The organism is Halobacillus litoralis (assembly GCF_009856355.1).
In the GTDB taxonomy this organism is placed as follows: Bacteria; Bacillota; Bacilli; order Bacillales; family Halobacillaceae; genus Halobacillus; species Halobacillus litoralis_B.
On sequence record NZ_WMEW01000005.1, the window covers coordinates 66859 to 88987 of the forward strand.

Below are 22129 nucleotides of genomic sequence, written 5' to 3' on the forward strand. Positions count from 1 at the left end.
GGTTTTTGAATCGTGCTGCCCTTGATGTACATTCGATCGATTTATATGGTAATGGAGGAAGATATTATGGAACGAGAAGCTAAAATACTGGTCGTTGACGATGAAGAGCGCATCCGCCGGCTGATTCGTATGTATCTTGAAAGAGAAGACTATACCATTGATGAGGCGGAGGATGGGGAAGAAGCCCTCCAAAAAGCTCTTCAGGATGATTATGATGTCATTCTTTTGGATTTGATGCTTCCAGGGAAGGACGGTATTGAAGTTTGCCGTGAGCTGCGTGAGAAGAAGGCGACTCCGGTGATTATGCTGACGGCTAAAGGGGAGGAAGCGAACCGTGTTCAAGGTTTTGAAGTCGGCACAGATGATTATATTGTAAAGCCTTTTAGTCCGAGGGAAGTGGTCCTCCGGGTGAAAGCTCTGCTGCGCCGGTCCTCTTCAACCAAATTTCTGGAAACCGATACCTCTGCCCGCAATGTCCTTGTTTTCCCGCATATGACCATTGATAATGATGCCCATCGTGTAACAGCAGATGGAAACGAAGTTTCATTAACTCCAAAAGAGTACGAGCTGCTTCATTTTATGGCACAGGCTCCTGATAAAGTCTTTGACAGGGAGAGGCTTTTAAAAGAGGTATGGCAGTACGAATTCTTTGGAGACTTAAGGACGGTCGACACCCATGTGAAGCGTCTGCGGGAAAAACTCAGTAAAGTGTCTGCTGAAGCAGCTGGTATGATTGTAACAGTATGGGGGATCGGATATAAATTTGAGGTCTCCGGCGATTGATGTTCTGGCGGAGTGTCGTAGGTAAACTTTGGTTTACAATTCTCTTTCTCGTCTGCTTTGTTCTATTTATTTTGACGATCCTCCTTCTGGAGTTCTTTCAGAATTACCACATTCTTGAAGCGGAGAGGCATCTTCTCCAGACCGCGGACAAAATATCAGAAGTCGTGGACCGGTATGAGTCGGATGAAGATCTTCTATTGTCTACGACAGATCTCGTAAAAGATCCGGCGAGCCGTGCTGTCATTGCCTGGGGAGCGGACCGTCAAATAGCTGCTGAAAGCTCATCTGAAAATCTTCCTGTCATCAATTATGAGTGGTTTAAAAGCGATCCCGATTTATCCACGGTCATGGAAGAGGGCAGGGACGTCAAAAAAGTAGCTGATCTTAGTGCGGGAGAAACCGGAATTATGGTTGTAGGCACCCCGCTGAATGAAGGTCAGGGGGCCGTGTTTGTTTATCAGTCCCTGGATACTATTGAAGAGACATCGGAACAGACAACCAAAATTATCTTTCTCGGAGCCGGCATAGCGATTGTGTTAACAACGATCTTCGCATTCTTTTTATCTACGAGGATTACGTCTCCCTTGATAAAGATGAGGGAAAGTGCCCTGGAACTGGCTAAAGGCCGCTTTAACACCAAAATTCCGATCCGCACCCATGATGAAATCGGAGAGCTGTCCATGGCTTTCAATCGAATGGGCCGGGAGTTGAAATTCCATATTAATGCTCTGAATCATGAGAAAGAACAGCTGTCCGGCATTCTGCGCTCGATGGCGGATGGGGTTATTACAGTCAATCGTCAGGGGGACGTCCTTTTATCCAATCCTCCTGCTGAACAATACCTGGAAGCGTATGAGTTTGAGCATCAGGGAGCAGATGAGCATGTAGATCTTCCTGAACCATTACAGGAACTGCTGCAGCGCGTCATTTTAGAAGAGCAGGAGTTAATGACTGAAGCTACCCTGCAGGGTCGATCCTGGGTGATTTTAATGACGCCTTTATACGATCGGCAGAAAATCCGCGGAGCCGTTGCTGTCCTGAGGGATATGACGGATGAGCGGCGTTTGGATAAATTAAGGAAAGATTTCATAGCCAATGTGTCTCATGAGCTCAGGACGCCCATTTCCATGCTTCAGGGTTACAGCGAGGCCATTGTCGATGACATCGCGGAAAGTAAAGAGGAAAAAAATGAACTGGCTCAGATTATTCATGATGAGTCGCTTCGGATCGGCAGGCTGGTCAATGAACTTCTTGATCTGGCCCGTATGGAAGCTGGTCATATCCAGTTGTCCATGGAGTCACTGGATATGGAATCCTATATGCATAAAATCGTGCGGAAGTTTCAGGGCGTGGCGAATGATAAGGGGGTCATCCTTCACTCAGCTATTGACCCTGCAGTGCAAACAGCTTCCTTTGATCCCGACCGGATAGAACAAGTGTTTACGAATTTGATTGATAATGCCATTCGTCACACAGAATCAGGCGGGGAAGTCTTTATCCGTGTAGAAGCTGGAACCGGGGGATGGGTAGGAGCGGTCAGTGATTCCGGCCTCGGCATCCCGGAAGAGGATCTCCCGTTTGTTTTTGAACGTTTTTATAAGGCGGATAAATCTCGCAAACGTGAAAACAAGAACTACAAGAAAGGGACAGGCCTCGGTCTTGCCATTACAAAGAATATTGTAGAGGCTCATGAAGGATCGATCAGTGTCCACAGCCGTCTCAAGGAAGGGACAACCTTTACCTTCAAGATTCCTTATCATCAATAGAAGAGAAGCTTCCTGCACCGGGGAGCTTCTCTATTTTTTTCAGGCAGCAAAAGCTGGTTTTAATTTTTAAAGGAAGACTTTAAGATGAACGTGTAACGTTTTATACATAGGATCGTCTAAACAAGTAACTCAGGAGGTACGGCCATTGAGAGCGTTCTTTGATGAACTTTATGATCATTACCACCAGGACCTTTTTCAGTTCATTTTTTATATGGTGAAAGACCGGCATCTTGCTGAGGATCTTGTCCAGGATGTTTACGTGAAAGTGCTGAAATCCTATCCAGCTTTTCATGGCAGAAGCTCAGAAAAAACATGGCTGTTTTCTATTGCCCGGCACGTAACCATCGATTATTTCCGCCGTCAGAAAAGGAAGCGCGATCGAGTCGCTGAATTTTTTGACTGGAGTGAAAAGGGCAGCCAGCTTCCTGGTCACGATCCGCTTCCAGAGGAGATGGTCATCCAGAGTGAGGATGTGAAGGATGTGTACCGGGCAATGAACCAATGCTCGATTGATCAGCGTACCGTTTTGATCCTCCGTTACATTCAAGGACTTTCCATTAAGGAGACTTCTGAGGTTACGGGGTGGACGGAAAGTAAAGTGAAGACGACGCAGCATCGGGCCCTTAAAGCTGTAAAAGAAGTTACAGATTCATTAGAGGGAGGGGGAGGAGAACATGAAAAAATCTAAAAGACAGAACGTGGAAGAGCAGCTGTCCCAGCTCCCTTCCTTGAAGGATCATCAATCCAGGGATGTCCTCTATCAGGCCGTGAACAAAAAATTAGAACGGACGGAAAAACGGATGCCCTCGTGGCTGGGTCCTGGCGCAGCGGTTTGTGCCCTGCTTGTAGTGCTTGCGGTCTTCATCCCGGTTTTCCTGTCACAAAACCAGGAAATGAATACCCAGCCATCTGAACAGACCCGTGATGAAACTGCCCGGTCATTCGAAAATCCTGAGATGGAAAATTCAGCTGGACCATCGGCGGAGGGAGAAGCCTCTGATGACCGTGGTGCACCATTAACTGCCATCACAGAGGATGAATGGTTTACATTCGCTTACCCGGGAAGGAATGCAGAAGTTGTCATTCCGGTTTTCACTCATGATGAATTACCATTCACAAAGGAAACGGCGGAGGAGAAAGGGTTGTCAGAAAGGCTTCTGCAGAACATCGAAATTGCCGTTAATGAAGAGGCGAAGAACGCCGAGGTTACTTTCCCGGATGAATTTAATCCAGCTGGAAGTGCATATGTCCAGATGCTCATGGAAAGTATCCGCTGGGAACTGTATGGAGAAGAGGTGCAGACGATTGACTTGAATCGTACGTCCCATGATGAGGTGCCGATGGGAAATTACGGAGACGTGGACCGCCTGACTCCGATTGGAAAAGGAGAGTATATATTCAAGCTCTACCAGTATAACGAGCAGTCCTCCTTTTATCTGGCACCTGTACCTGTGACGGGGCACCCATCACTGGAAGAGGCATTAAAGATGATGAAAGAAGAAGGGGGAGGAACGTATACAGTTCCCTCTGTCCCCGCCCACGTGGAATTTTCCCTGGTTGAGGTTGAGGATGGACATGTGAAATTGGACATTTCCCATAAGGAATGGAAAGGCGAACGGGAGGTCACCATGATGCTCGATGCCATCTCAGCTACGGCTCGGCAGTTTGGGATGTCGCGGGTGACCTTTCATGGGATAAAACAGGAAGAAGCAGGGGGATATGATTTGACCAAACCCGTCGATCTGCCTGGTCCTTTCAACGTGGAACAGTGATTCAATGCGGTCTCCCCTGGCCAGGGGGTTTTTTAGGACGCTCGCGCCTATGCGTGTTAAAATAGAACCGTCTGAAAAAGGAGACATGCAGATGGATCAAAAGCAGATACAGGAAATAATTTCTCCGAAAATCAAACTCATCCGAGTGGAATATGGATACACGCAGCACCGGATGGCGGAAATCATCGGACTTTCCAAAAAAACGCTCGTTCAAATAGAGAAGCAGAGGACAGTCGCCGGCTGGACGACGGTCACAGCTGTCTGCGCGCTTTTCAGGGACAGTGAAATTATAAGGAGAGTTCTAGGCAGCGCCCCTCTTGAAGTTTTGGAAACCGCTGCTCATCGTCATATTTTTACTGACGGGAAGGAGGCTTCCGCGCTGGAGACAACCTGGAAGGTCCTGTCTGAAAAAGGCGGCTGCAAGCTGGAGCAGAACCAAATCAGTGGTCATTACCGTATTCAAAAAGCGGGGGCGAGGCTTTTCTCTACTTGGAACCGTGTAGAGGCAGAGGTTCAATTGGAGAAGATTGAACGTCAATCATAAAAAAGGCCCCTTGATAAAGGGGCCTGCGTGTATCATTCGAATTTTAACGGATCTCCATCAAAAGGAGCTTCCGCTATTTTAATAGAATCGGTTGGACAGCCATCAAAGGCATCTTCCATATCTTCCTCATAGAGGTCGGGAACAGCTTCGGTCCCCTCATTATCATCCATCACTGCAAAGGCAAGGCCTTCGTCATCATAATCATAGATGTCTGGAGCGGCAGCCCCGCAGGCCCCGCAGGCGATGCAGGTTTCTTTATCTACAATCGTGTATTTCGCCAAAGGGTTTCCCCCTCCTTTTTCTAACCATTCTATATGGACAGGCTTTGTTTATGAAAGTGGTCCATACTCATTGTAAATCTCCCCCCTCTATTTTTCAAATGACTGAGATAGGAGCGTTTTCCTGAGGGGGCGTGATAAGCTGAACGAAAAGAATTCCAAATATGAAAGGGGTGAGCGGATGTTCGAATCCATTGTCCTTCTCTGCATAAAGAGATTCAAAGGGGAAAGAACGGTTTCAGGGATTTTTAATATGCTGACAGGTAAAAGGTCTTCTCAGACGATGCAGGATGCCAAAGCCTATCAGCTTGACCACATGTTCGGTGTTTTTCCAGAGTTGGAGCGCCGAAAGCTGGATAACGCCATCGACCAAATGGCCGGCAGGGAAGAAGTGGTCGTGAATGAAGAGGGTTTTCCCAATCTGACAGATAAGGGCACGGACCATTTGCAGACACAGCGTGCGTCATCCTCTGCCTATTTTCAAGGCATGCAATGGCATGAAGTGTTACCCGCGTTTATCTCCCGCCTGAATCTGCTGATTCAGGCGTCATCGAATAAAGAGGCCGGCATTCAGTCCTATGTAGCGATTGTAGACCAGCCCGGGGCACAGGCCTGGGTGAAAAAAGTGTTTGGTACGTTTCAGGATAAGCTCCCCCGGCTCAACCAATCTCTTTATGAGGAGCTGGTAAGACTGCTTTCTAACCATGATCCGGTCCAAACGGAGCTTTTTACCCACCGGCTTACAGGTGGTGGATGGATCGGCTTGACCGTGGATCAGCTGAAAGAGAAATACAGGCTCTCCAGAGAGGATATCCTGTTAGGACTGAGGCATACGTATTATTATCTGTTTCAACAAGCGAAAAAGGACAAGGAAGCCTATCCGGTTCTGCATTTATGCACCCGCGGCCTTCAGTCCTCCCATCTCGTTACAGCATCGGCGGGGAAAACCTACCAGCTGATTGAACAGGGACTGTCCCTTGAAGAGATCGTGACCGTTCGTCGTTTGAAAAAAAGCACCATTCAGGACCACATTGTTGAAGCAGCCCTTGTCACCCCTGATTTTGATGTTTCTCCATTCTTATCGGCAGAACAGGTAGAGGAAATCAATCAAAAAGCGATGGACTTGAATACCCAGAGGCTGAAGCATATACATCAGGATCTTGGAGGCGTCTATGATTACTTTGAAATCCGTCTGGCTCTTGCCCATGGGCGGAGCACGGCGCAAAGAGAAAGGAAGCCATCATCGTGAGTACAACGTTATTGGATGCATTAAAAAGATATTTCGGTTTTGACCAGTTCCGGGAAGGGCAGGAAGCCGTGATCCGGGATGTCATGGACGGAAAGGACGTCCTGGGTATCCTTCCAACAGGAACGGGAAAATCCTTATGCTATCAGCTCCCCGCCCGGCTTCTCCATGGGACAACCATCGTTGTCTCTCCGCTCATATCCCTGATGGTCGATCAGGTAAAACAGCTGAAGGCAGCAGGATATAAATCAGTAACAGCGTTGAACAGCTTTATGGATGGGCAGGAAAAAAAACAAGTGATGCAGAACCTTGAGCGCTATGATCTTGTTTATATTTCACCTGAAATGCTTCAAAATGATCGGCTGCAGGAGGAATTGTGCCGAATGACCATTCCTCTGTTTGTCATTGACGAAGCCCACTGTATTTCCCAGTGGGGGCATGAGTTTCGTACGGATTACTTAAAGCTTCACCGCATCATTGATGCTATAGGAAGTCCGACTGTTCTTGCCCTGAGCGCGACAGCGACACCGGAAGTGCAGGCGGACATTATGGAGAAGCTGCACCGTCCGGCCATGAACCGCCGTATTTATCCTATGGATAAACAAAACATCAGCCTGTCGGTAGAGGAAGTTCACAGCCCTGAGGAGAAGACAGCGCGGATTGTAGACCTGCTGTCCCATATCCATGCGCCTACAATGATCTACTTCTCAAGCCGCCAGTGGGCTGAAAGGGTAAGTGTTGTGTTAAGGGAGAAGCTCAGCCACCGGACGGCTTTTTATCATGGAGGTATGGAACAGACGGACCGGATGCTTGTCCAGCAGCAGTTCATGAATGGACAGCTGGATGTGATCTGCTGTACAAGTGCCTTTGGCATGGGGGTGGATAAAAAAGATATCCGGCTTGTGATTCATTTTCATCTTCCGTCCCAGACAGAATCGTTCATTCAGGAAATCGGACGTGCAGGAAGAGATGGAAAGCCCTCTGCCAGTCTCGTGTTGTTTACAAAGAAAGATCACTATCTTCCTCAGATGCTTATACAAAGTGAACTGCCGGAACGGGAGCAGCTGGATATTGCCCTTGGTTATTTAAAGCGCCGGGAAGGACAGAAGATACCGGAGGATGAATCAATCATGGAACAACTTCAGCTCTCTGAATCTCAGTGGAACTTTATTAAATATCAGTCTGAGGAGTCTGGAGTGCTTATCGACGGTATGGTTCAGCCGTTTCCTTTTGATTTTGAAAGCCGTATTCATGCCCTGCTTCGGGAGAGGTGGACTTATAAGCAGGGGAAACTGACCGAAATGATGACTTGGATTCATCACACAGGTTGTCGGAGGGAAGCCTTGTACTCCTCTTTTCAGGATCATATCCGCCCGCCCGATGTTCCTTGTTGTGACGTCTGCGGTTTTTCGGTCGATCATCTCACTCTTCACGGGCTGAAAGAAACTCCACAAGCCGGATCATGGAAGGAGCGCCTGCAGATGATTTTTCATCAGGGTCACCCTCATGCGTAATACACAGCAGGAAATGATCCAGGAGATGTCCGACAATGAGATTACCTTTCATCTCCTGTTAACGCAGGTAATTATATTGTCCGCTGCTGTTGGGTTGAGTGCTTTTTTCTTTGATGCGTTTCTTACGGAGTGGCTGGAGCAGTTTTACACAAGCTGGCAGGAATGGTGGCTGTATGGTATCATTCCGGGACTTATTGTCCTTCTCATTGACCTCTTTCTCATGTATGTTTTACCTGAGAGCACCTACGATGATGGGGGAGTCAACAAAAGGGTCTTTGCGAACCGGTCTTTACCGGGGATTTTCATGATAACCCTGCTCGTTGCAGTAAGTGAGGAAATGCTGTTTAGAGGCGTTGTTCATCACGAGTTCGGTTATATAACAGCAAGTGTGCTGTTTGCCGTCTTACATATCCGGTACTTGAAACGGATGGTTCTTTTTTTATCTGTATTATTTGTCAGTTTCTTTATCGGCTATATGTATGAAGTTACAGGAAGTCTCATCGTTACGATTACAGCTCATTTTATTATCGATGTTGTTCTAGGTGTCTGGATCCGGCTCGGGAAATGGGGGGAGAAACATGCATCAAAAACATAAACAGGAAAGCGGAAGCCGGGAGGGAAAGGAGCAGGAGGAACTGGATGTTCTAGACCTTCCACCACGGCAGGCCGTCCATACGAACAGGATGGGAAGGGTTAAGTGGAAAGTAAGTACTGCCTGGATCCGTTTTTGGTTTATCGTCTTCATTGTTCTCATTTGTTTTGTCCTGTCTTATCCATTCTGGGGAGAATGGTTTGAAGGAATTTCTTTTCAGCCGTTGGAACTGAATGAAAAAGCGCCCAACCATGAAGAAATCACGGTAGAGCGCTGATGGTTCAAAAAAACTGTTTGCGGTCTTTTTCAAATTTTAATATTTCCACAGCCTCCCGGAAGCGCTGGGAGTGGATGACCTCGCGCTCCCTGAGAAATTTGAGGCTGTCATTCAGGCACGGGTCGTCGGACATATTAATGATCCATTGATAGGTGGCCCGTGCTTTTTCCTCTGCGGCTATATCCTCATACAAATCTGCAATGGGATCTCCTTTGGCTGCTATATATGTAGCTGTCCACGGACTCCCTGCGGCATTTTGATAATACAGCGCGTGATCGTGATTGGCGTAATGGGCCCCGAGCCCTGCCTCTTTCATTTGTTCAGGTGTTGCATCCTTGGTCAATTTATAGATCATCGTTGCGATCATTTCAAGGTGGGCAAACTCTTCGGTCCCGATATCCGTTAATAAGCCGATGACTTTATCAGGGATGGTATATCTCTGATTCAAATAACGGAGGGCAGCCGACAGTTCCCCGTCAGCCCCGCCGTATTGTTCGATAAGATACTTCGCCAGTCTCGGGTTGCATTCGGTTACTTTAACGGGGTACTGCAGTTTCTTTTCATAAAACCACATGCTATTCCTCCTAAACGTTTAAAGATTTACAGCTGCCAGGGCCACGGGGAATCGGCCCAGTTCCACGGATAGCCGGAGAAGCTCCCCCCATACTGCCGTAACGGACCGTATTTCTGCTCATAAACGGTCTTTAAATCCCGGCTTTCTACAGCAAGTTGATTGAATTGCTGTACGGCTTGAGTATCCTCAGGGTGAGTGTCCAGATAAAGCGTTAAATCAACCAGTGCGAAATCGACCATTTGAATCTTTTCCATCAGGGAATAACGCTCCTGATCGTGGGATTGACCCTGCTTCATCTTTTTCCTCCTTCAGGCACGGGCGTCGGATAGGGGTCGTAAAGGCACGGCCAGAGGGTTCCTTTGTACAGGGCTTCCTGGAGAGGGTACTGCTGCAGGTTCATCGGCTGAAAACCAAGGTATAAGTTGGGTGGTGTCTGGTAACACTTGGTCTTGCAGGGTGGACATGGATCATAAGGCCCGTAGTAAGGGTGATAGCACTTCACGGGTGTATACATAGTTCAACACTCCCTTTGTCTCCAAAAATATATGTGTCCAAATGTTGTCCTATTCTGATAAAGGCAGGAGAACTGCCGGCTGCAGGCGAATAAGGTATTGATCATAAAAAAAGAGGTGACAGTTATGTTTGTAAAAACGATTATGAAACCAGTGCATCAATCATATACTGCAGATGTGAACAGCAGTCTGAAAGAGGTACTGGAACTATTGGACCAGAAAAATATCGAGGCTGTACCTGTGCTGGACGGAAGCATTTTCAAAGGCATGATCTCAAAGGAAATGATTTATGAATCCTTCTATAAAAATTCGGATCAACAGGGGGCAGAAGCATTTCTCCAGGATACTTCTGCAGGGGAAACCGCCGGATATGAAGATTTCTGTATCACAAATGAAGAAGTCTTTGAACGGACCCTCCCTATGTTCAAAGGTTTTGCGGTGCTCGCTGTGGTGGATGATAACCGTGTGTTCCAAGGTCTTGTGACCCGGTATGATGTGATTGAACAATTTGAAAGTGCTTTTGGTGTGAAGAAACAAGGCATTCGGATCGCATTTACTTCAGAGGAGTCCGAAGGGCGCATTGAACGGCTGGGAGATATCATCAAAAACTACCATGAAAATGTGATTTCCCTTGCTACATTTGATGAGACAGACAAACTGGCAAGAAGAATTGTTTTGAAAATAGAGGAAAACGATAATATCGAAGCCTTTACAAAGAAACTTGAAAAAACGGGATTTCGAATCTTAAGTGTCAAACATGTGTGAAAACCGCCGCTGTGCCCATCCGGGCATAGCGGTATTTTTTTGGGTATGCTATGATAAAATTTTCGCTGCAGGAATCAGGGAGGTGTGACTTTGTTGTTGGAATGGATACTATTATTGACCCTGTCAGGAGTCTGTTTACTGGTGTACATGATGTACCGGGCTGGTAACGATCACATCGAGGAGCAAACGATACAGGTGGATGCCGAAAATAGTGGTAAGCGCCTGCGTATTTTCTTTATTTCAGACATACATAACCGATCAATTAAAGAAGAGACGGTGAACCGGGCCGTAAATGTGGACATTGTCGTTATCGGAGGGGATCTCGTGGATAAGCGTACCTCCGTTGCCAAGCTGGAAACGAACCTGAGGCTGTTGGCCCGGTTGGATGCGCCGATTTATTTTGTACCAGGCAACAATGATCATGAACTGGGCAAGGAGCCGGTTACGGCTGTTTTGAACAGGCATCGGATTGAAGTGTTGTCCAACGAGGATACAGCAGGAGAAAGCAGAGGAGGAACGCCTTTTGTGCTGACGGGCCTCGATCCCTATTTCCTGAAACCGAGGCGGTCCACGGAACTGGCGGATTCCTCCCATCTTCGCATTTTATGTGTGCACGATCCTTTCGTTTACTATCAGATGAATAGAGAGGAAAAAATGAAGTATGATCTCGTGTTAAGCGGCCATACTCATGGTGGGCAGATCCGTTTATTTGGGATGGGTCCCTACCAGCGCGGGGGGTGGAGCAGGGTTTCTTCCATTCCTCATTTTGTCAGCGAAGGATATGGAACATCCCTTCTGCCCTTAAGGCTTGGGACGAGAGCGGAGTGCCACGTAATTGAAGTCGTCGGAAATGTAAAGGATATATCTAAAAAGCTTTCATAAAGAATATACAAATTTTACACATGGTGTTTAATTCCTATATAATTAAAGCAAAAGACTAACTTGGAGGCAGGCTTATGGCAACAACTAAAGCAAAATATAATATTAAAGCGGTGTCACAGATGCTGGGCATCCAGCCTGGAACACTCCGAGCCTGGGAACGTCGGTACAAGATGATCCGTCCTTCACGGAATGAAGCGGGTCATCGTCTTTATACAGATGAGCACATCAGGATTTTAAAATGGTTAATGGAGAAAGTGGATAAAGGCTTTACCATTTCACAAGCCGTTTCACTTCTTGAGAGTAATGAAGAAGCTGTTACACATACCGAACAACAGGAAAACCGCACACAGCTCGATAAAATTGGTGATCAGCTGCTCGACAGTCTTCTTTCATTTAATGAAAACGAAGCCCAGCGGCATCTGGATCATGCGTTCAGTTTATTCACGCCCGAAACAGTCGCCATCGACATCATCGGCCCCATCCTCGTCAAAATCGGGGATTTATGGGAAGAAAACAAAATCACCAGTGCCCACGAGCATTTCGCCAGCCAGTTTATCCGCTCCCGGATAGGGATGATGCTTCTTTCCATTCCGTCTGACAGTATGCTTCCTAAAGCTCTGCTTGTATGCGGACCGAATGAACGGCATGAGCTGGGACTGCTGATATTTGCCCTCTTCCTGAAAAGAAAGGGCTATGATGTCATTTACCTCGGCCAGAGTATAGCCGGCGGAGATATTGACATCGTAATCAATGAAATCGATCCTGCTTATATGTTCATGTCCTGTACATTAAAGAAAAACATTCCGATTACGATCCGTCTGGCGGAGGCGCTCCAGCGTGAATTTCCATCTCTTAAGATCGGTCTCGGCGGTTATGCCTACGACCGGCTGTCTGAATTGGATAAAAAGCGGATACAGCCGTTTATCGTAGGAAATTCCAAGCGGGCGTGGGAACAGTGGCTGCAAACGAACTAACTGGGAAATTTCATTTGCCCCCGGCTTGAAATGTCGGATATAATTTGAAAAAAGGTGCCATAATGGCGCTGGTCATCATACTATATAGATAACACATCGTGACTGGGGGGCGATCATATGCGAGTAGAGAGAATGACGAATGAAAAATTCAAGATTTTCCTTACTTTTGACGATTTAATGGACCGGGGCCTCTCCCGCGAGGAACTTTGGAATGATTTACCTCGTGTACACCGGATATTCAGCGATATGATGTACGACGCAGGCATAGAGCTTGGGGTGGAGCTTACAGGTGTTCTGCTCGTGCAGGTTTACCTGCTTCAGGCACAGGGTATGTTGGTCGTCGTGACAAAAACAGAGCCTGCTGATATTGAGGAAGATGACGAAGATTACCTGGAAATGAAGGTTACCCTTGATGAGAGCAAGGAAATGATGTTTTCTTTTTCCGATTTTGAGCACGTCATCCAGGCGGGCACTCATCTGCATCAACTTGGTGTGACCGGAGGAAGCATTTATCACTATGAGGATTCCTATTATATGCTTCTGGAAGATACAGAGATAGACCATATGGATCAGGACCAGGTCATTGCCCTGCTTTCTGAGTATGCTTCAGCTACAGCCGTTACGTCACACCGGCTGATCGAATACGGGAATACAATTATGGACAAAGATGCCTGTCAATCACTAACTAAACATTTCTCTTAATGGAAAGGAACGAGTCTTGAATAAAAGCTCGTTCTTTTTATTTATGGATAGAAGGCCTGTTGTCAAACGTGTTAATATAAAGGTTGGCAAATCTATATCGTGGTAGGAAATGGAGTGTAGGAAATGAAGATTGCGGTTTTATATGGAGGAACCTCAGGGGAACGGGAAGTTTCCTTGTCTACTGGAAAGGGAATTATACAAGCATTAGAAAATAAAGGACATGAAGTAACGGCTATTGATTTTTCTCCGGATAAGCTGGACCAAGTGACAGCACTGGATGTAGACCTTGTATTTATTGGTCTGCACGGGCGCTTTGGAGAAGATGGAAGAATTCAAGGGCTTTTGGATATGAAAGGACTCCCTTACGTAGGGTCAGGTGTGCTGGCTTCTGCCTTGGCCATGGATAAGGCTAAATCCAAGCAGATCTTTTCCCGGAATGGATTGAATACGGCTGAAAGTGCTGTCTTCGATGTCACAGATGAAAGCCGGTGGTCTATGATTGAAGGTACGATCAAGCAGCAGTTCCAGCTTCCATTTGTCATTAAACCAAACCAGGAAGGATCGACGCTCGGCCTTACCATCGTAAAGGATGAGGCAGATATTGCCGGTGCGGTACGTACAGCAGCCCAGTCCGATTCTATGATTCTCGTAGAAGATTATGTGAAAGGAAGAGAAGTGACGGTTCCTGTTATGGGGCACAGGGGAGAGGAAAAGGCCCTCCCGGTCATAGAAATTATTCCGAAGAATGATTATTACGATTTTGATTCAAAATATCAACCAGGTGGAAGTGAACATATTGTACCAGCTGAACTGCCGGCCGATATAACCGCAAGGCTTCAGGAAGATGCGGTGCGTGCTCATCAGCTGCTGGGGTGTGAGGTCTATTCGCGGGTTGATTTCATTATCAACGATAAACATGAACCGGTTATTCTCGAAGTCAATACCCTGCCGGGAATGACTCCGACGAGTCTGTTTCCTGATGCGGCTGCAGAGATCGGCTTAAGCTATGATGATTTAATCCAATCATTCGTGGATCTGTCCCAGCCTGCGTTCGAGAAAAAAGTGTAATCGCTTACAACTTCTTTGTGAAAACGGATGAAAAAGCTGGTTTCGACCTTTCCAACAGGCAGCGGAACGTGTATACTATTCACTGAAAGAAGAGCCCTAATCGAATGGATGATATAGGAGGTAAATGGATGGTAGCCGATAAGCCTGCAGACAATGCAAATGAAAAAAATGACAAACTTGACGTGTTAAAATCCACGCAGACCGTGGTTAAAAAAGCACTTGATAAATTAGGATACCCCAATGAAGTATATGAATTAATGAAAGAGCCTGTTCGTATGATGACCGTAAGAATTCCTGTAAGGATGGACAACGATCAGATCAAAATCTTTACAGGGTACAGGTCCCAGCATAATGATGCTGTAGGTCCGACCAAAGGCGGCGTCCGTTTTCATCCCAATGTATCTGAAAAAGAAGTCAAAGCACTCTCCATTTGGATGAGTTTAAAAGCCGGCATCGTAGACCTCCCTTATGGAGGTGGAAAAGGCGGCATTGTATGTGACCCCAGGGAGATGTCCTTCCGTGAGCTGGAAGGGGTCAGCCGCGGGTATGTCCGGGCGATCAGTCAGATTGTGGGCCCGACGAAAGATATTCCTGCACCTGATGTATTTACCAATTCACAAATTATGGCGTGGATGATGGATGAATACAGCCGTATCGATGAATTTAACAATCCCGGCTTCATCACAGGGAAACCGCTCGTGCTCGGCGGCTCCCACGGAAGGGAAACGGCGACTGCCAAAGGTGTAACCATCTGCATTGAAGAAGCAGCCAAGAAAAAGGGCATCAATGTAGAGGGAGCAAGGGTTGTCGTTCAGGGCTTTGGTAATGCCGGAAGCTTCCTTGCGAAATTCATGCATGATAAAGGAGCCAAAGTGGTCGGTATTTCTGATGCCTACGGAGGACTGCATGACCCGGATGGTCTTGATATTGATTATCTTCTGGACCGCCGGGACAGCTTCGGGACAGTGACCAACCTGTTTAATAATACGATTACGAACGAAGAGCTGTTGGAACTGGACTGCGATATCCTTGTTCCTGCAGCCATTGAAAACCAGATTACAGAAGAGAACGCCCATAACATTAAAGCGAATATCGTCGTAGAGGCAGCGAACGGCCCGACAACCCTGGAAGCTACAAGGATCCTTTCTGAGCGCGGCATCCTTCTTGTGCCGGATGTCCTTGCTTCTTCCGGAGGAGTAACTGTTTCCTACTTCGAATGGGTGCAGAACAACCAGGGCTATTACTGGACAGAGGAAGAAGTGGAAGAGAAGCTTCATAACGTCATTGTCAAAGGCTTCGACAATGTTTACCGGACATCGGAGACGCGCCGGGTAGATATGAGACTGGCCGCTTATATGGTCGGGGTCAGAAAAATGGCGGAAGCATCTCGTTTCCGGGGATGGATATAACTTGATTCTATAAATGGAATCTCCTATCATGATTATGGTAGGAGATTCATTTTTTTGAAAATGAACGGAAGAACGTTGTTGGAAAGAGGAGTGTTACACGTGCATCAACAAGAAAAAGCCATTATCATCGGCGGCGGCCCCTGTGGAATGAGTGCAGCTATTGAACTTCAGAAAGCCGGCATTGAACCGTTAATTATTGAAAAAGGAAACATTGTGAATTCTATTTATCATTATCCGACACACCAGACTTTCTTCAGCTCCAGTGAAAAACTGGAAATCGGAGAAATCCCTTTTATTTCTGAAAGGCAGAAACCGGTTCGTAATGAGGCGCTCGCCTATTACCGTGCTGTTGCGGAGCGAGTGAACTTAAGAGTGCATACGTATGAAAAAGTCCAAAAGGTTGAAAAAGAGGCGGACGGTTTTATCATTCATACAGAGAAATCAACAGGTGAAAAACCGACGTATGCAGCTGAACAGGTGATTGTTGCTACGGGGTATTATGATCAGCCGAACTTTATGGGCGTCAAAGGAGAAGATCTTCCAAAAGTGATGCACTACTTCAAAGAGGGGCATCCCTATTACAACAAAAATGTAGTCATCGTCGGAGGAAAAAACTCTGCGGCGGATGCAGCTTTGGAACTGGAAAAATCAGGCGCGAACGTTACCGTTCTTTACCGTGGTGAAGATTACTCGAAAAGCATCAAGCCCTGGATTCTTCCCCAGTTTGAAGCACTTGTCAGAAAAGGAATCGTTACCATGGAATTCTGCGCCGACATAAAAGAAATTACTCAGGATTCTGTCATTTATGAGTGTCATGGAGAGGAAAAGAGTGTGGAGAACGATTTTGTCTTTGCTATGACCGGCTATCAGCCCGACCACAGCTTCCTGACCAAAATGGGAGTGGAGATGGATGAGGTCACCGGCCGTCCGTCCTTTAATGAAGATACAATGGAAACGAACGTTCCGGGTATATATATTGCCGGTGTGATTGCTGCCGGATATAACAATAATGAAATCTTTATTGAAAACGGGCGCCATCATGGTGGGAAAATTGCGGCTTCCATTGCAGCACAATCGAAAGCATAAAAAAATGTTCAGGCAGCTGCCTGAACATTTTTTATATCAACTGAACATATGTTCAAGCTCTGTGCGATTCGTTGTCATTTCCAGAGCGACCATTAACTTGATCCGGGCTTTCGGTCCAGTCACGCCGTTTGCAAAAATGATGCCCATATCCCGGAGCTGGCGTCCGCCGCCGGGGTAGCCGTATGTGTCCTGGACAGTCCCTTGGTAGCATCTGGAAACAAGGACAACGGGAATCCCTTCCTGTATCGTCTTTTTGAGCGCCTCCATCGTTTCAGGAGGCAGGTTGCCCTGTCCGAGGGCCTCAATGATCAAGCCATCGACGCTGCTTTCGCGAACGGCGTCAATTAGATCGCCGTCCATACCTGCATAAGCTTTAATCAGGGAAACGCGCTTCCCTATCCTTTGGATCGGATAAGACTCATGACGGGTCATTTTATGGTGAAAAAAGACATCCGTTTTCGTGGTTATTCCGATAGGGCCGTATTGAGGGCTCTGGAAAGTAGCTACATTGCTGGTGCTTGTTTTTGTTACATTTTTGGCCGTGTGAATTTCATCGTTCATGACCACGAGTACTCCTTTATCCTGCGCTTCATCACAGCTGGCCACACGGACGGCGCTGAGCAGGTTATAGAGACCATCAGATCCTATTTCATTACTTGAGCGCATCGCCCCCGTAACGACCACTGGTTTCCTCGTCTGCAGAAACAAATCCAGGAAATAGGCGGTCTCCTCCAATGTGTCGGTCCCGTGTGTGATCACCACTCCATCATAATTCCGCTCAGCCATCTTCTCATGCACATAGCGGCCGAGTTTCAACATATGGTCCGGCCGGATATGCGGGGAGGGCAGGTAAAAGAGAATGTCATCCTCGATTTCCACCCGCCCTTTAAGGACTGTTGAAATTTCCTCCAGAGGATGGCGGGAGGAAGTGTTGACTTCACCGGTTTCCTTATCTTCCTGCATCGAGATGGTTCCACCTGTATGTATAACTAAAATACGCTTCATGAATCATCCACCAACTTTCCATATCAATAGTTCCTTTTCTCTATTCTTCATGATACGATGAATCTTAGTTGAAAGAAAGAGAGAGGGTTGATTACCTTGGCCATATTGACCGCTGCCATATCACCTGCTGTGGCCATCATGACGTTCATATATTTAAGCAAGCGTATAGAACTTGAGCCTCTCCCTCTTATTATACGGATGTTTGTCATCGGCGTCATTATGGTTTTTCCCATCATGTTTATCCAGTATGCTTTTGAAGCGGAGCAGGTGATTACCAATCAGTTGTTCGTCTCCTTTTTCCTTGCAGGTCTGCTTGAAGAATTTTTCAAATGGTTTTTTCTCTTGTTTGTCGCTTACAGACATTCTCATTTTGATCACCATTATGATGGGATCATCTACGGCGGAGCGATCAGCCTCGGCTTTGCGACTATTGAAAATGTTCTTTTCCTTTTTAATAAAGGGATTGAAATTGCCATCCTTCGTGCAGTATTTCCTGTTTCTTCCCATGCCTTGTTCGGTATCATCATGGGGTATTACATGGGAAAGGCGAAATTCACAACGATCCATGTCCGCAAATCACTGGCGTGTGCCCTTATCATTCCTGTTGTCTTACATACCGTCTATGATTACATCATTACGATCCAGACGGATACATGGGCCTATTGGATTACTCCGTTCATGATCCTGTTATGGATCGTCGGTTTTCGGAAAATCCGGCTCGCCAATGATCACCATGAATCCATTCATTATAACCATCAAGAGACACCCCGTTGAGGGTGTTTTTTTATTGTCCAATAAATCTGTTTTATGATACATGGCCGGCTGAGGAGGGATGTATAAACTTTCGTTAAAGTAAAAAACTACCCTCATAACTAAATTATTGCGTCAGGGGTGTATGGTGGATGTTATGGAAGAAAACAATGGTCGTTACTGCAGGTTTAGTCCTGCTGATATTCCCTTTAGCAGATGGAACATGGAGCAAACCGGTCCATGGATTTTCCAGTCAGGTCATCCAGCAGGGAGCAACAGGAGATGATGTTATTGAACTGCAGGCAAGGCTTCAATATCTCGGGTTCTACAACGGTGATATCGATGGCGTGTTTGGCTGGGGCACATACTGGGCGCTTAGAAATTTTCAGTATGAGTTCGGTTTGGACATCGATGGTCTGGCCGGACAGGAAGTGAAGAATAAACTCGTCAAAGCCAGTAACTATGATGAGGGCTATGTAAAAAAACAAATCCAGGAAGGAAAAGACTTCACTCATTACGGGGGCGTTCCTAAAAGTCAGCAGACGAAGCAGCCTTCCGGCCAGTCTTCAAACCAGCCCCAGGGCCAGGGTGGAAGCGAGGGCGGGGGACAGCCGGACGAACCGACAGCTGTCAACGTTCCCAGTGGTTATTCTCAAAATGACATACAGCTTATGGCGAATGCGGTTTACGGAGAAGCCAGGGGGGAGCCCTATGTCGGCCAGGTGGCCGTAGCAGCTGTCATATTAAACAGGGTTCAGAGTGCCTCTTTTCCCAATACGGCCTCTGGTGTCATATTCGAACCACGGGCATTTACAGCCGTCGCTGATGGTCAAATCTGGCTTGAGCCGAATGATCAGGCAAAAGAGGCGGTGATGGATGCCATTAACGGGTGGGATCCATCCGGCCAGGCTTTGTATTATTTTAATCCGAATACCGCTACGTCAGACTGGATTTGGACAAGACCACAAATCAAGCAGATTGGAAAACATATCTTTTGTAAATAGGAGGTGCGTGTATGATCAGGTGGTCACTTGTTGTTGTGTTAAGCATTGCCGTCGTAGGTCTTGGGGTGTGGGGGTATCAGGAGAATCAGGATAAAAACGCCGTTCTTATTCAAGCAGAAAACAGCTATCAACGCGCTTTCCATGACCTTACGTATAATATTGATCTTCTTCACGATAAAATCGGCTCCAGCCTTGCTATGAACTCGAAGCAGAGTTTATCCCCGCAGCTGGCAGATATTTGGAAAATTTCTTCTGAAGCTAATACAGATGTAGGGCAGCTGCCGCTTACGCTGCTTCCGTTTAATAAGACGGAGGAGTTTCTGTACGATATTGGGGATTTTGCCTATCGTACAGCGGTAAGGGATTTGGAGAAAAAACCACTGAGCGATGAGGAAATCAAACTATTGGAAGAGCTGCACGCGAAGTCGGGGGAAATTGAAGAAGAATTGAGAAAAGTACAGAATGAAGTGTTGAGTGACAACCTTCGTTGGATGGACGTGGAACTGGCACTGGCCACAAATGATGAAGTCGGCGATAACACAATTGTCAACGGATTTAAAACAGTGGAGAAATCGATGGACAGCTTTGAAAGCTCCGTTACAGAAGTCGGTTTTGGCAGTTCCGGACCTGAGAAAGACTTCCGTGATCTTCAAGGAGAAAATCTGACGAAAGCGGAAGCCCGGAAACAGGCTTCCAAATGGCTTGAAAAAGTCGATACAGAGAAGCTTACGCTGACGAAGTCAGGAAAGGGAGCAGATGTTCCTACTTATACAGCCTCTTTTCAGGAAGGAGATAAAAACGGTTATATAGACCTTACTGAAAAGGGCGGTCATCCATTAACCATCATGATCAGTCGTGAGGTCAACGATCCTCAGATCAGCCTTTATGAAGCCTCTGAGAAGGCTAAAGAATATGTCGGGGGGCTGGACATCGATAACCTTGAACTCGTAGAGAGCAACCAGTACGACAAAATGGGAGTTTTCCGCTTCCTTTATACCAAAAATGACGTCCGTTTTTTCCCGGATACCGTTGTTGTTAAAGTAGCTTTGGATAATGGTGAAATCCTGGGGCTGTCGGCCAGGGACTATTATGACTACCATATAGATCAGGATTTGAATGAGCCGGAAATTTCTCTTGAAGAAGCCCGTTCCAAAGTGAATCCGAATGTAGATATTCAGGAACATCACTTGTCTGTGATCGAGAACGATTTGAAAGAGCAGGTGCTCTGTTATGAATTCCTTACGACCATGGAAAGCACAACATACCGGATCTTCATTAATGCTTCCACAGGAGAAGAAGAAAAGGTGGAAACATTGAAGAAGGCGGAAATGAAATTCAACCAGGAGATATAAGAGAAAGAGGACACTCCCCAACTTCGGGGGGTGTCTTTTTTAAAATTTTGCACCCATTTTCCCCCTCTTTCATAATCATGAGATGCTTCTCTTGCGTATTCTTGCAGGGGGAGGGTTTATGATCCGTTTTTTTCCTATAGGGACGTCGAGGACGCTGGAAGTTGAGGATGGAAACTCAAAGGACGTGGCAGTCAAGTACAAGTGCAGACTGATGGATATTGATCAGAAACGCGCCTGTATTGATGATCCCGTACATATGGCAACAGCAAAGAAAGGGACTCAGTTTCATGTCCGTTTTTCGGGAAAGATGAACGCGGCTATGGGTTTAAGACGGAAATGTTGACGCGTCAAATCAGCACATTCCGGTCTTGGTTCTCTCTTTTCCCGGCATGCGAACTTGGGCGCAGGAGATTATTTTTACATCCATACGAAAGGATCGCTCGTCCGGCTGACCGGGGCGTTAAATTAGCATTTTAAATAGATTTTCTCCTTGGGATTGTGTTATTCTGAACAATGGTAAAAGTACTTAATACAAGGGCAGGAGCGGTTTCTGCTCTTTAAACAGGACAGATGGAGGAAATAGGACGTATGATGAACACAATGACTATTGCAATTGACGGTCCAGCGGCTGCCGGAAAAAGCACAGTAGCAAAAAAAGTCGCAGAAAAACTCTCTTTTATTTATGTGGATACAGGAGCCATGTACCGCGCTCTAACATGGAAAGCCATTCAGGAGAAGGTGTCACTGGAGGATGAGGAAGCCCTTTTCTCTCTGTTAAGCAGAACAGATTTAAACCTCGTGCAGTCGGATAAAGGACAGCTGGTCATCGTAGACCAGAACGATGTGTCTGAATTGATCCGCACAGCAGAAGTCACCAACCAGGTTTCCATTACAGCGAAGCATAGGAAAGTCCGGGAGGAAATGGTACGACGTCAGCAGGAACTGGTGAAGGATAAAGGTGTTGTCATGGACGGGCGTGACATCGGCACTCATGTGCTTCCGGATGCGGAAGTGAAGATCTTTATGATCGCATCCGTGGATGAAAGGGCTGAGCGCCGCCATAAGGAAAATGTGGAAAAAGGTTTTCCTTCCAATCTTGAGGAACTTAAAGAGGAAATCCGCCGCCGCGATGAGCTGGATTCCAACCGCGCTGTATCTCCTCTCATAAAAGCGGATGATGCCGTTGAAGTGGATACCACTTCTATGAACATTGAAGAAGTAGTGGACCGCATCCTTCAAATTGTGAAACAGAAAAGTGAAGAGGAGGAATAAAT

Annotated in this window: 26 protein-coding genes; 21 read left to right on the forward strand and 5 right to left on the reverse strand. The window is 46.6% G+C overall.

The window, feature by feature from the left end; all coding sequences use genetic code 11:
* Positions 1-66: 66 nt before the first annotated feature.
* The 5 genes from GLV97_RS09020 (at position 67) to GLV97_RS09040 (ending at position 4865) form a co-directional block, all read left to right on the forward strand.
* Positions 67-783 carry a response regulator transcription factor gene (locus GLV97_RS09020; RefSeq protein WP_160836476.1) on the forward strand — a complete coding sequence of 239 codons (717 nt, stop codon included), beginning with the start codon at positions 67-69 and terminating at the stop codon, positions 781-783.
* A complete protein-coding gene (locus GLV97_RS09025) occupies positions 783-2549 on the forward strand; it encodes an ATP-binding protein (RefSeq protein WP_202409578.1) in 1767 nt (588 codons plus the stop codon). The genes GLV97_RS09020 and GLV97_RS09025 overlap by 1 nt, the downstream gene beginning before the upstream one ends.
* A gap of 145 nt (positions 2550-2694) precedes the next feature.
* On the forward strand, positions 2695-3237 hold the full coding sequence (gene sigX / locus GLV97_RS09030) for an RNA polymerase sigma factor SigX (RefSeq protein ID WP_160889539.1): 543 nt from the start codon (positions 2695-2697) through the stop codon (positions 3235-3237).
* Complete coding sequence (locus tag GLV97_RS09035; RefSeq protein WP_160889540.1) at positions 3224-4321, forward strand: hypothetical protein; 1098 nt, start codon at positions 3224-3226, stop codon at positions 4319-4321. Before sigX ends, GLV97_RS09035 begins: the two co-directional genes overlap by 14 nt.
* A gap of 91 nt (positions 4322-4412) precedes the next feature.
* The gene (locus tag GLV97_RS09040; RefSeq protein WP_160835844.1) at positions 4413-4865 is read left to right on the forward strand and encodes a helix-turn-helix transcriptional regulator; all 453 of its coding nucleotides are present in this window, start codon (positions 4413-4415) and stop codon (positions 4863-4865) included.
* Positions 4866-4897: 32 nt separating this feature from the next.
* Here the strand turns inward: GLV97_RS09040 and GLV97_RS09045 are convergent, their stop codons facing one another.
* The gene (locus tag GLV97_RS09045; RefSeq protein WP_160835843.1) at positions 4898-5146 is read right to left on the reverse strand and encodes a ferredoxin; all 249 of its coding nucleotides are present in this window, start codon (positions 5144-5146) and stop codon (positions 4898-4900) included.
* Between the two features lie 178 nt (positions 5147-5324).
* Between GLV97_RS09045 and GLV97_RS09050 the strand changes: the two genes are divergently transcribed.
* From GLV97_RS09050 to GLV97_RS09065, 4 genes are read left to right on the forward strand one after another with little or no spacing between them, the layout of a single operon-like run.
* Positions 5325-6392, forward strand: a complete 1068-nt coding sequence (locus tag GLV97_RS09050) for a helix-turn-helix domain-containing protein (protein WP_160889541.1) — start codon at positions 5325-5327, stop codon at positions 6390-6392.
* Positions 6389-7903 carry an ATP-dependent DNA helicase RecQ gene (locus tag GLV97_RS09055; protein WP_337194092.1) on the forward strand — a complete coding sequence of 505 codons (1515 nt, stop codon included), beginning with the start codon at positions 6389-6391 and terminating at the stop codon, positions 7901-7903. Before GLV97_RS09050 ends, GLV97_RS09055 begins: the two co-directional genes overlap by 4 nt.
* The gene (locus GLV97_RS09060; protein ID WP_160889542.1) at positions 7896-8498 is read left to right on the forward strand and encodes a CPBP family intramembrane glutamic endopeptidase; all 603 of its coding nucleotides are present in this window, start codon (positions 7896-7898) and stop codon (positions 8496-8498) included. Before GLV97_RS09055 ends, GLV97_RS09060 begins: the two co-directional genes overlap by 8 nt.
* Entirely contained in the window at positions 8482-8772 is a 291-nt protein-coding gene (locus tag GLV97_RS09065; RefSeq protein WP_160840367.1) for a hypothetical protein, read from the forward strand. The genes GLV97_RS09060 and GLV97_RS09065 overlap by 17 nt, the downstream gene beginning before the upstream one ends.
* Before the next feature lie 4 nt (positions 8773-8776).
* Here GLV97_RS09065 and GLV97_RS09070 read toward each other — a convergent pair whose 3' ends face one another.
* From GLV97_RS09070 to GLV97_RS09080, 3 genes are read right to left on the reverse strand one after another with little or no spacing between them, the layout of a single operon-like run.
* A complete protein-coding gene (locus tag GLV97_RS09070) occupies positions 8777-9346 on the reverse strand; it encodes a manganese catalase family protein (protein ID WP_027954451.1) in 570 nt (189 codons plus the stop codon).
* 26 nt (positions 9347-9372) lie between these two features.
* Positions 9373-9642 (reverse strand): spore coat protein CotJB, encoded by a 270-nt coding sequence (locus GLV97_RS09075; RefSeq protein ID WP_160835838.1) that lies wholly within the window; start codon positions 9640-9642, stop codon positions 9373-9375.
* Positions 9639-9860 (reverse strand): spore coat associated protein CotJA, encoded by a 222-nt coding sequence (locus GLV97_RS09080; protein ID WP_160835837.1) that lies wholly within the window; start codon positions 9858-9860, stop codon positions 9639-9641. Before GLV97_RS09080 ends, GLV97_RS09075 begins: the two co-directional genes overlap by 4 nt.
* A 124-nt stretch (positions 9861-9984) precedes the next feature.
* Between GLV97_RS09080 and GLV97_RS09085 the strand changes: the two genes are divergently transcribed.
* From GLV97_RS09085 to GLV97_RS09115, 7 genes are all read left to right on the forward strand, one after another.
* On the forward strand, positions 9985-10623 hold the full coding sequence (locus GLV97_RS09085; protein ID WP_160835836.1) for an HPP family protein: 639 nt from the start codon (positions 9985-9987) through the stop codon (positions 10621-10623).
* Positions 10624-10713: 90 nt separating this feature from the next.
* Positions 10714-11505 (forward strand): metallophosphoesterase, encoded by a 792-nt coding sequence (locus tag GLV97_RS09090; RefSeq protein ID WP_160835835.1) that lies wholly within the window; start codon positions 10714-10716, stop codon positions 11503-11505.
* A gap of 74 nt (positions 11506-11579) precedes the next feature.
* On the forward strand, positions 11580-12479 hold the full coding sequence (locus GLV97_RS09095) for a MerR family transcriptional regulator (RefSeq protein WP_160840365.1): 900 nt from the start codon (positions 11580-11582) through the stop codon (positions 12477-12479).
* 117 nt (positions 12480-12596) lie between these two features.
* Positions 12597-13181 carry a genetic competence negative regulator gene (locus GLV97_RS09100; RefSeq protein WP_160835833.1) on the forward strand — a complete coding sequence of 195 codons (585 nt, stop codon included), beginning with the start codon at positions 12597-12599 and terminating at the stop codon, positions 13179-13181.
* A 123-nt stretch (positions 13182-13304) separates the two neighbouring features.
* The gene (locus GLV97_RS09105; RefSeq protein ID WP_160840364.1) at positions 13305-14249 is read left to right on the forward strand and encodes a D-alanine--D-alanine ligase; all 945 of its coding nucleotides are present in this window, start codon (positions 13305-13307) and stop codon (positions 14247-14249) included.
* Positions 14250-14377: 128 nt separating this feature from the next.
* The gene (locus GLV97_RS09110) at positions 14378-15658 is read left to right on the forward strand and encodes a Glu/Leu/Phe/Val family dehydrogenase (RefSeq protein WP_160835831.1); all 1281 of its coding nucleotides are present in this window, start codon (positions 14378-14380) and stop codon (positions 15656-15658) included.
* A gap of 99 nt (positions 15659-15757) precedes the next feature.
* On the forward strand, positions 15758-16744 hold the full coding sequence (locus GLV97_RS09115; RefSeq protein ID WP_337194093.1) for a YpdA family putative bacillithiol disulfide reductase: 987 nt from the start codon (positions 15758-15760) through the stop codon (positions 16742-16744).
* Positions 16745-16780: 36 nt separating this feature from the next.
* Here the strand turns inward: GLV97_RS09115 and GLV97_RS09120 are convergent, their stop codons facing one another.
* On the reverse strand, positions 16781-17749 hold the full coding sequence (locus tag GLV97_RS09120; protein ID WP_160835830.1) for an asparaginase: 969 nt from the start codon (positions 17747-17749) through the stop codon (positions 16781-16783).
* Between the two features lie 96 nt (positions 17750-17845).
* Here GLV97_RS09120 and prsW point away from each other — a divergent pair, with 96 nt between their 5' ends.
* The 5 genes from prsW to cmk all read left to right on the forward strand — a co-directional run bounded on the left by prsW (position 17846) and on the right by cmk (position 22127).
* Positions 17846-18523 (forward strand): glutamic-type intramembrane protease PrsW, encoded by a 678-nt coding sequence (prsW, locus tag GLV97_RS09125; protein ID WP_160835829.1) that lies wholly within the window; start codon positions 17846-17848, stop codon positions 18521-18523.
* Positions 18524-18651: 128 nt separating this feature from the next.
* Positions 18652-19503: a spore cortex-lytic enzyme gene (gene sleB, locus GLV97_RS09130; protein ID WP_160889543.1), complete on the forward strand. Its 852-nt coding sequence runs from the start codon at positions 18652-18654 to the stop codon at positions 19501-19503.
* Positions 19504-19514: 11 nt separating this feature from the next.
* Positions 19515-20855 carry a germination protein YpeB gene (gene ypeB, locus GLV97_RS09135; protein ID WP_160889544.1) on the forward strand — a complete coding sequence of 447 codons (1341 nt, stop codon included), beginning with the start codon at positions 19515-19517 and terminating at the stop codon, positions 20853-20855.
* Positions 20856-20973: 118 nt separating this feature from the next.
* Complete coding sequence (locus GLV97_RS20325) at positions 20974-21198, forward strand: flagellar brake domain-containing protein (RefSeq protein ID WP_160840361.1); 225 nt, start codon at positions 20974-20976, stop codon at positions 21196-21198.
* A gap of 245 nt (positions 21199-21443) precedes the next feature.
* The gene (gene cmk / locus GLV97_RS09145; protein WP_160889545.1) at positions 21444-22127 is read left to right on the forward strand and encodes a (d)CMP kinase; all 684 of its coding nucleotides are present in this window, start codon (positions 21444-21446) and stop codon (positions 22125-22127) included.
* Positions 22128-22129 lie beyond the last annotated feature (2 nt).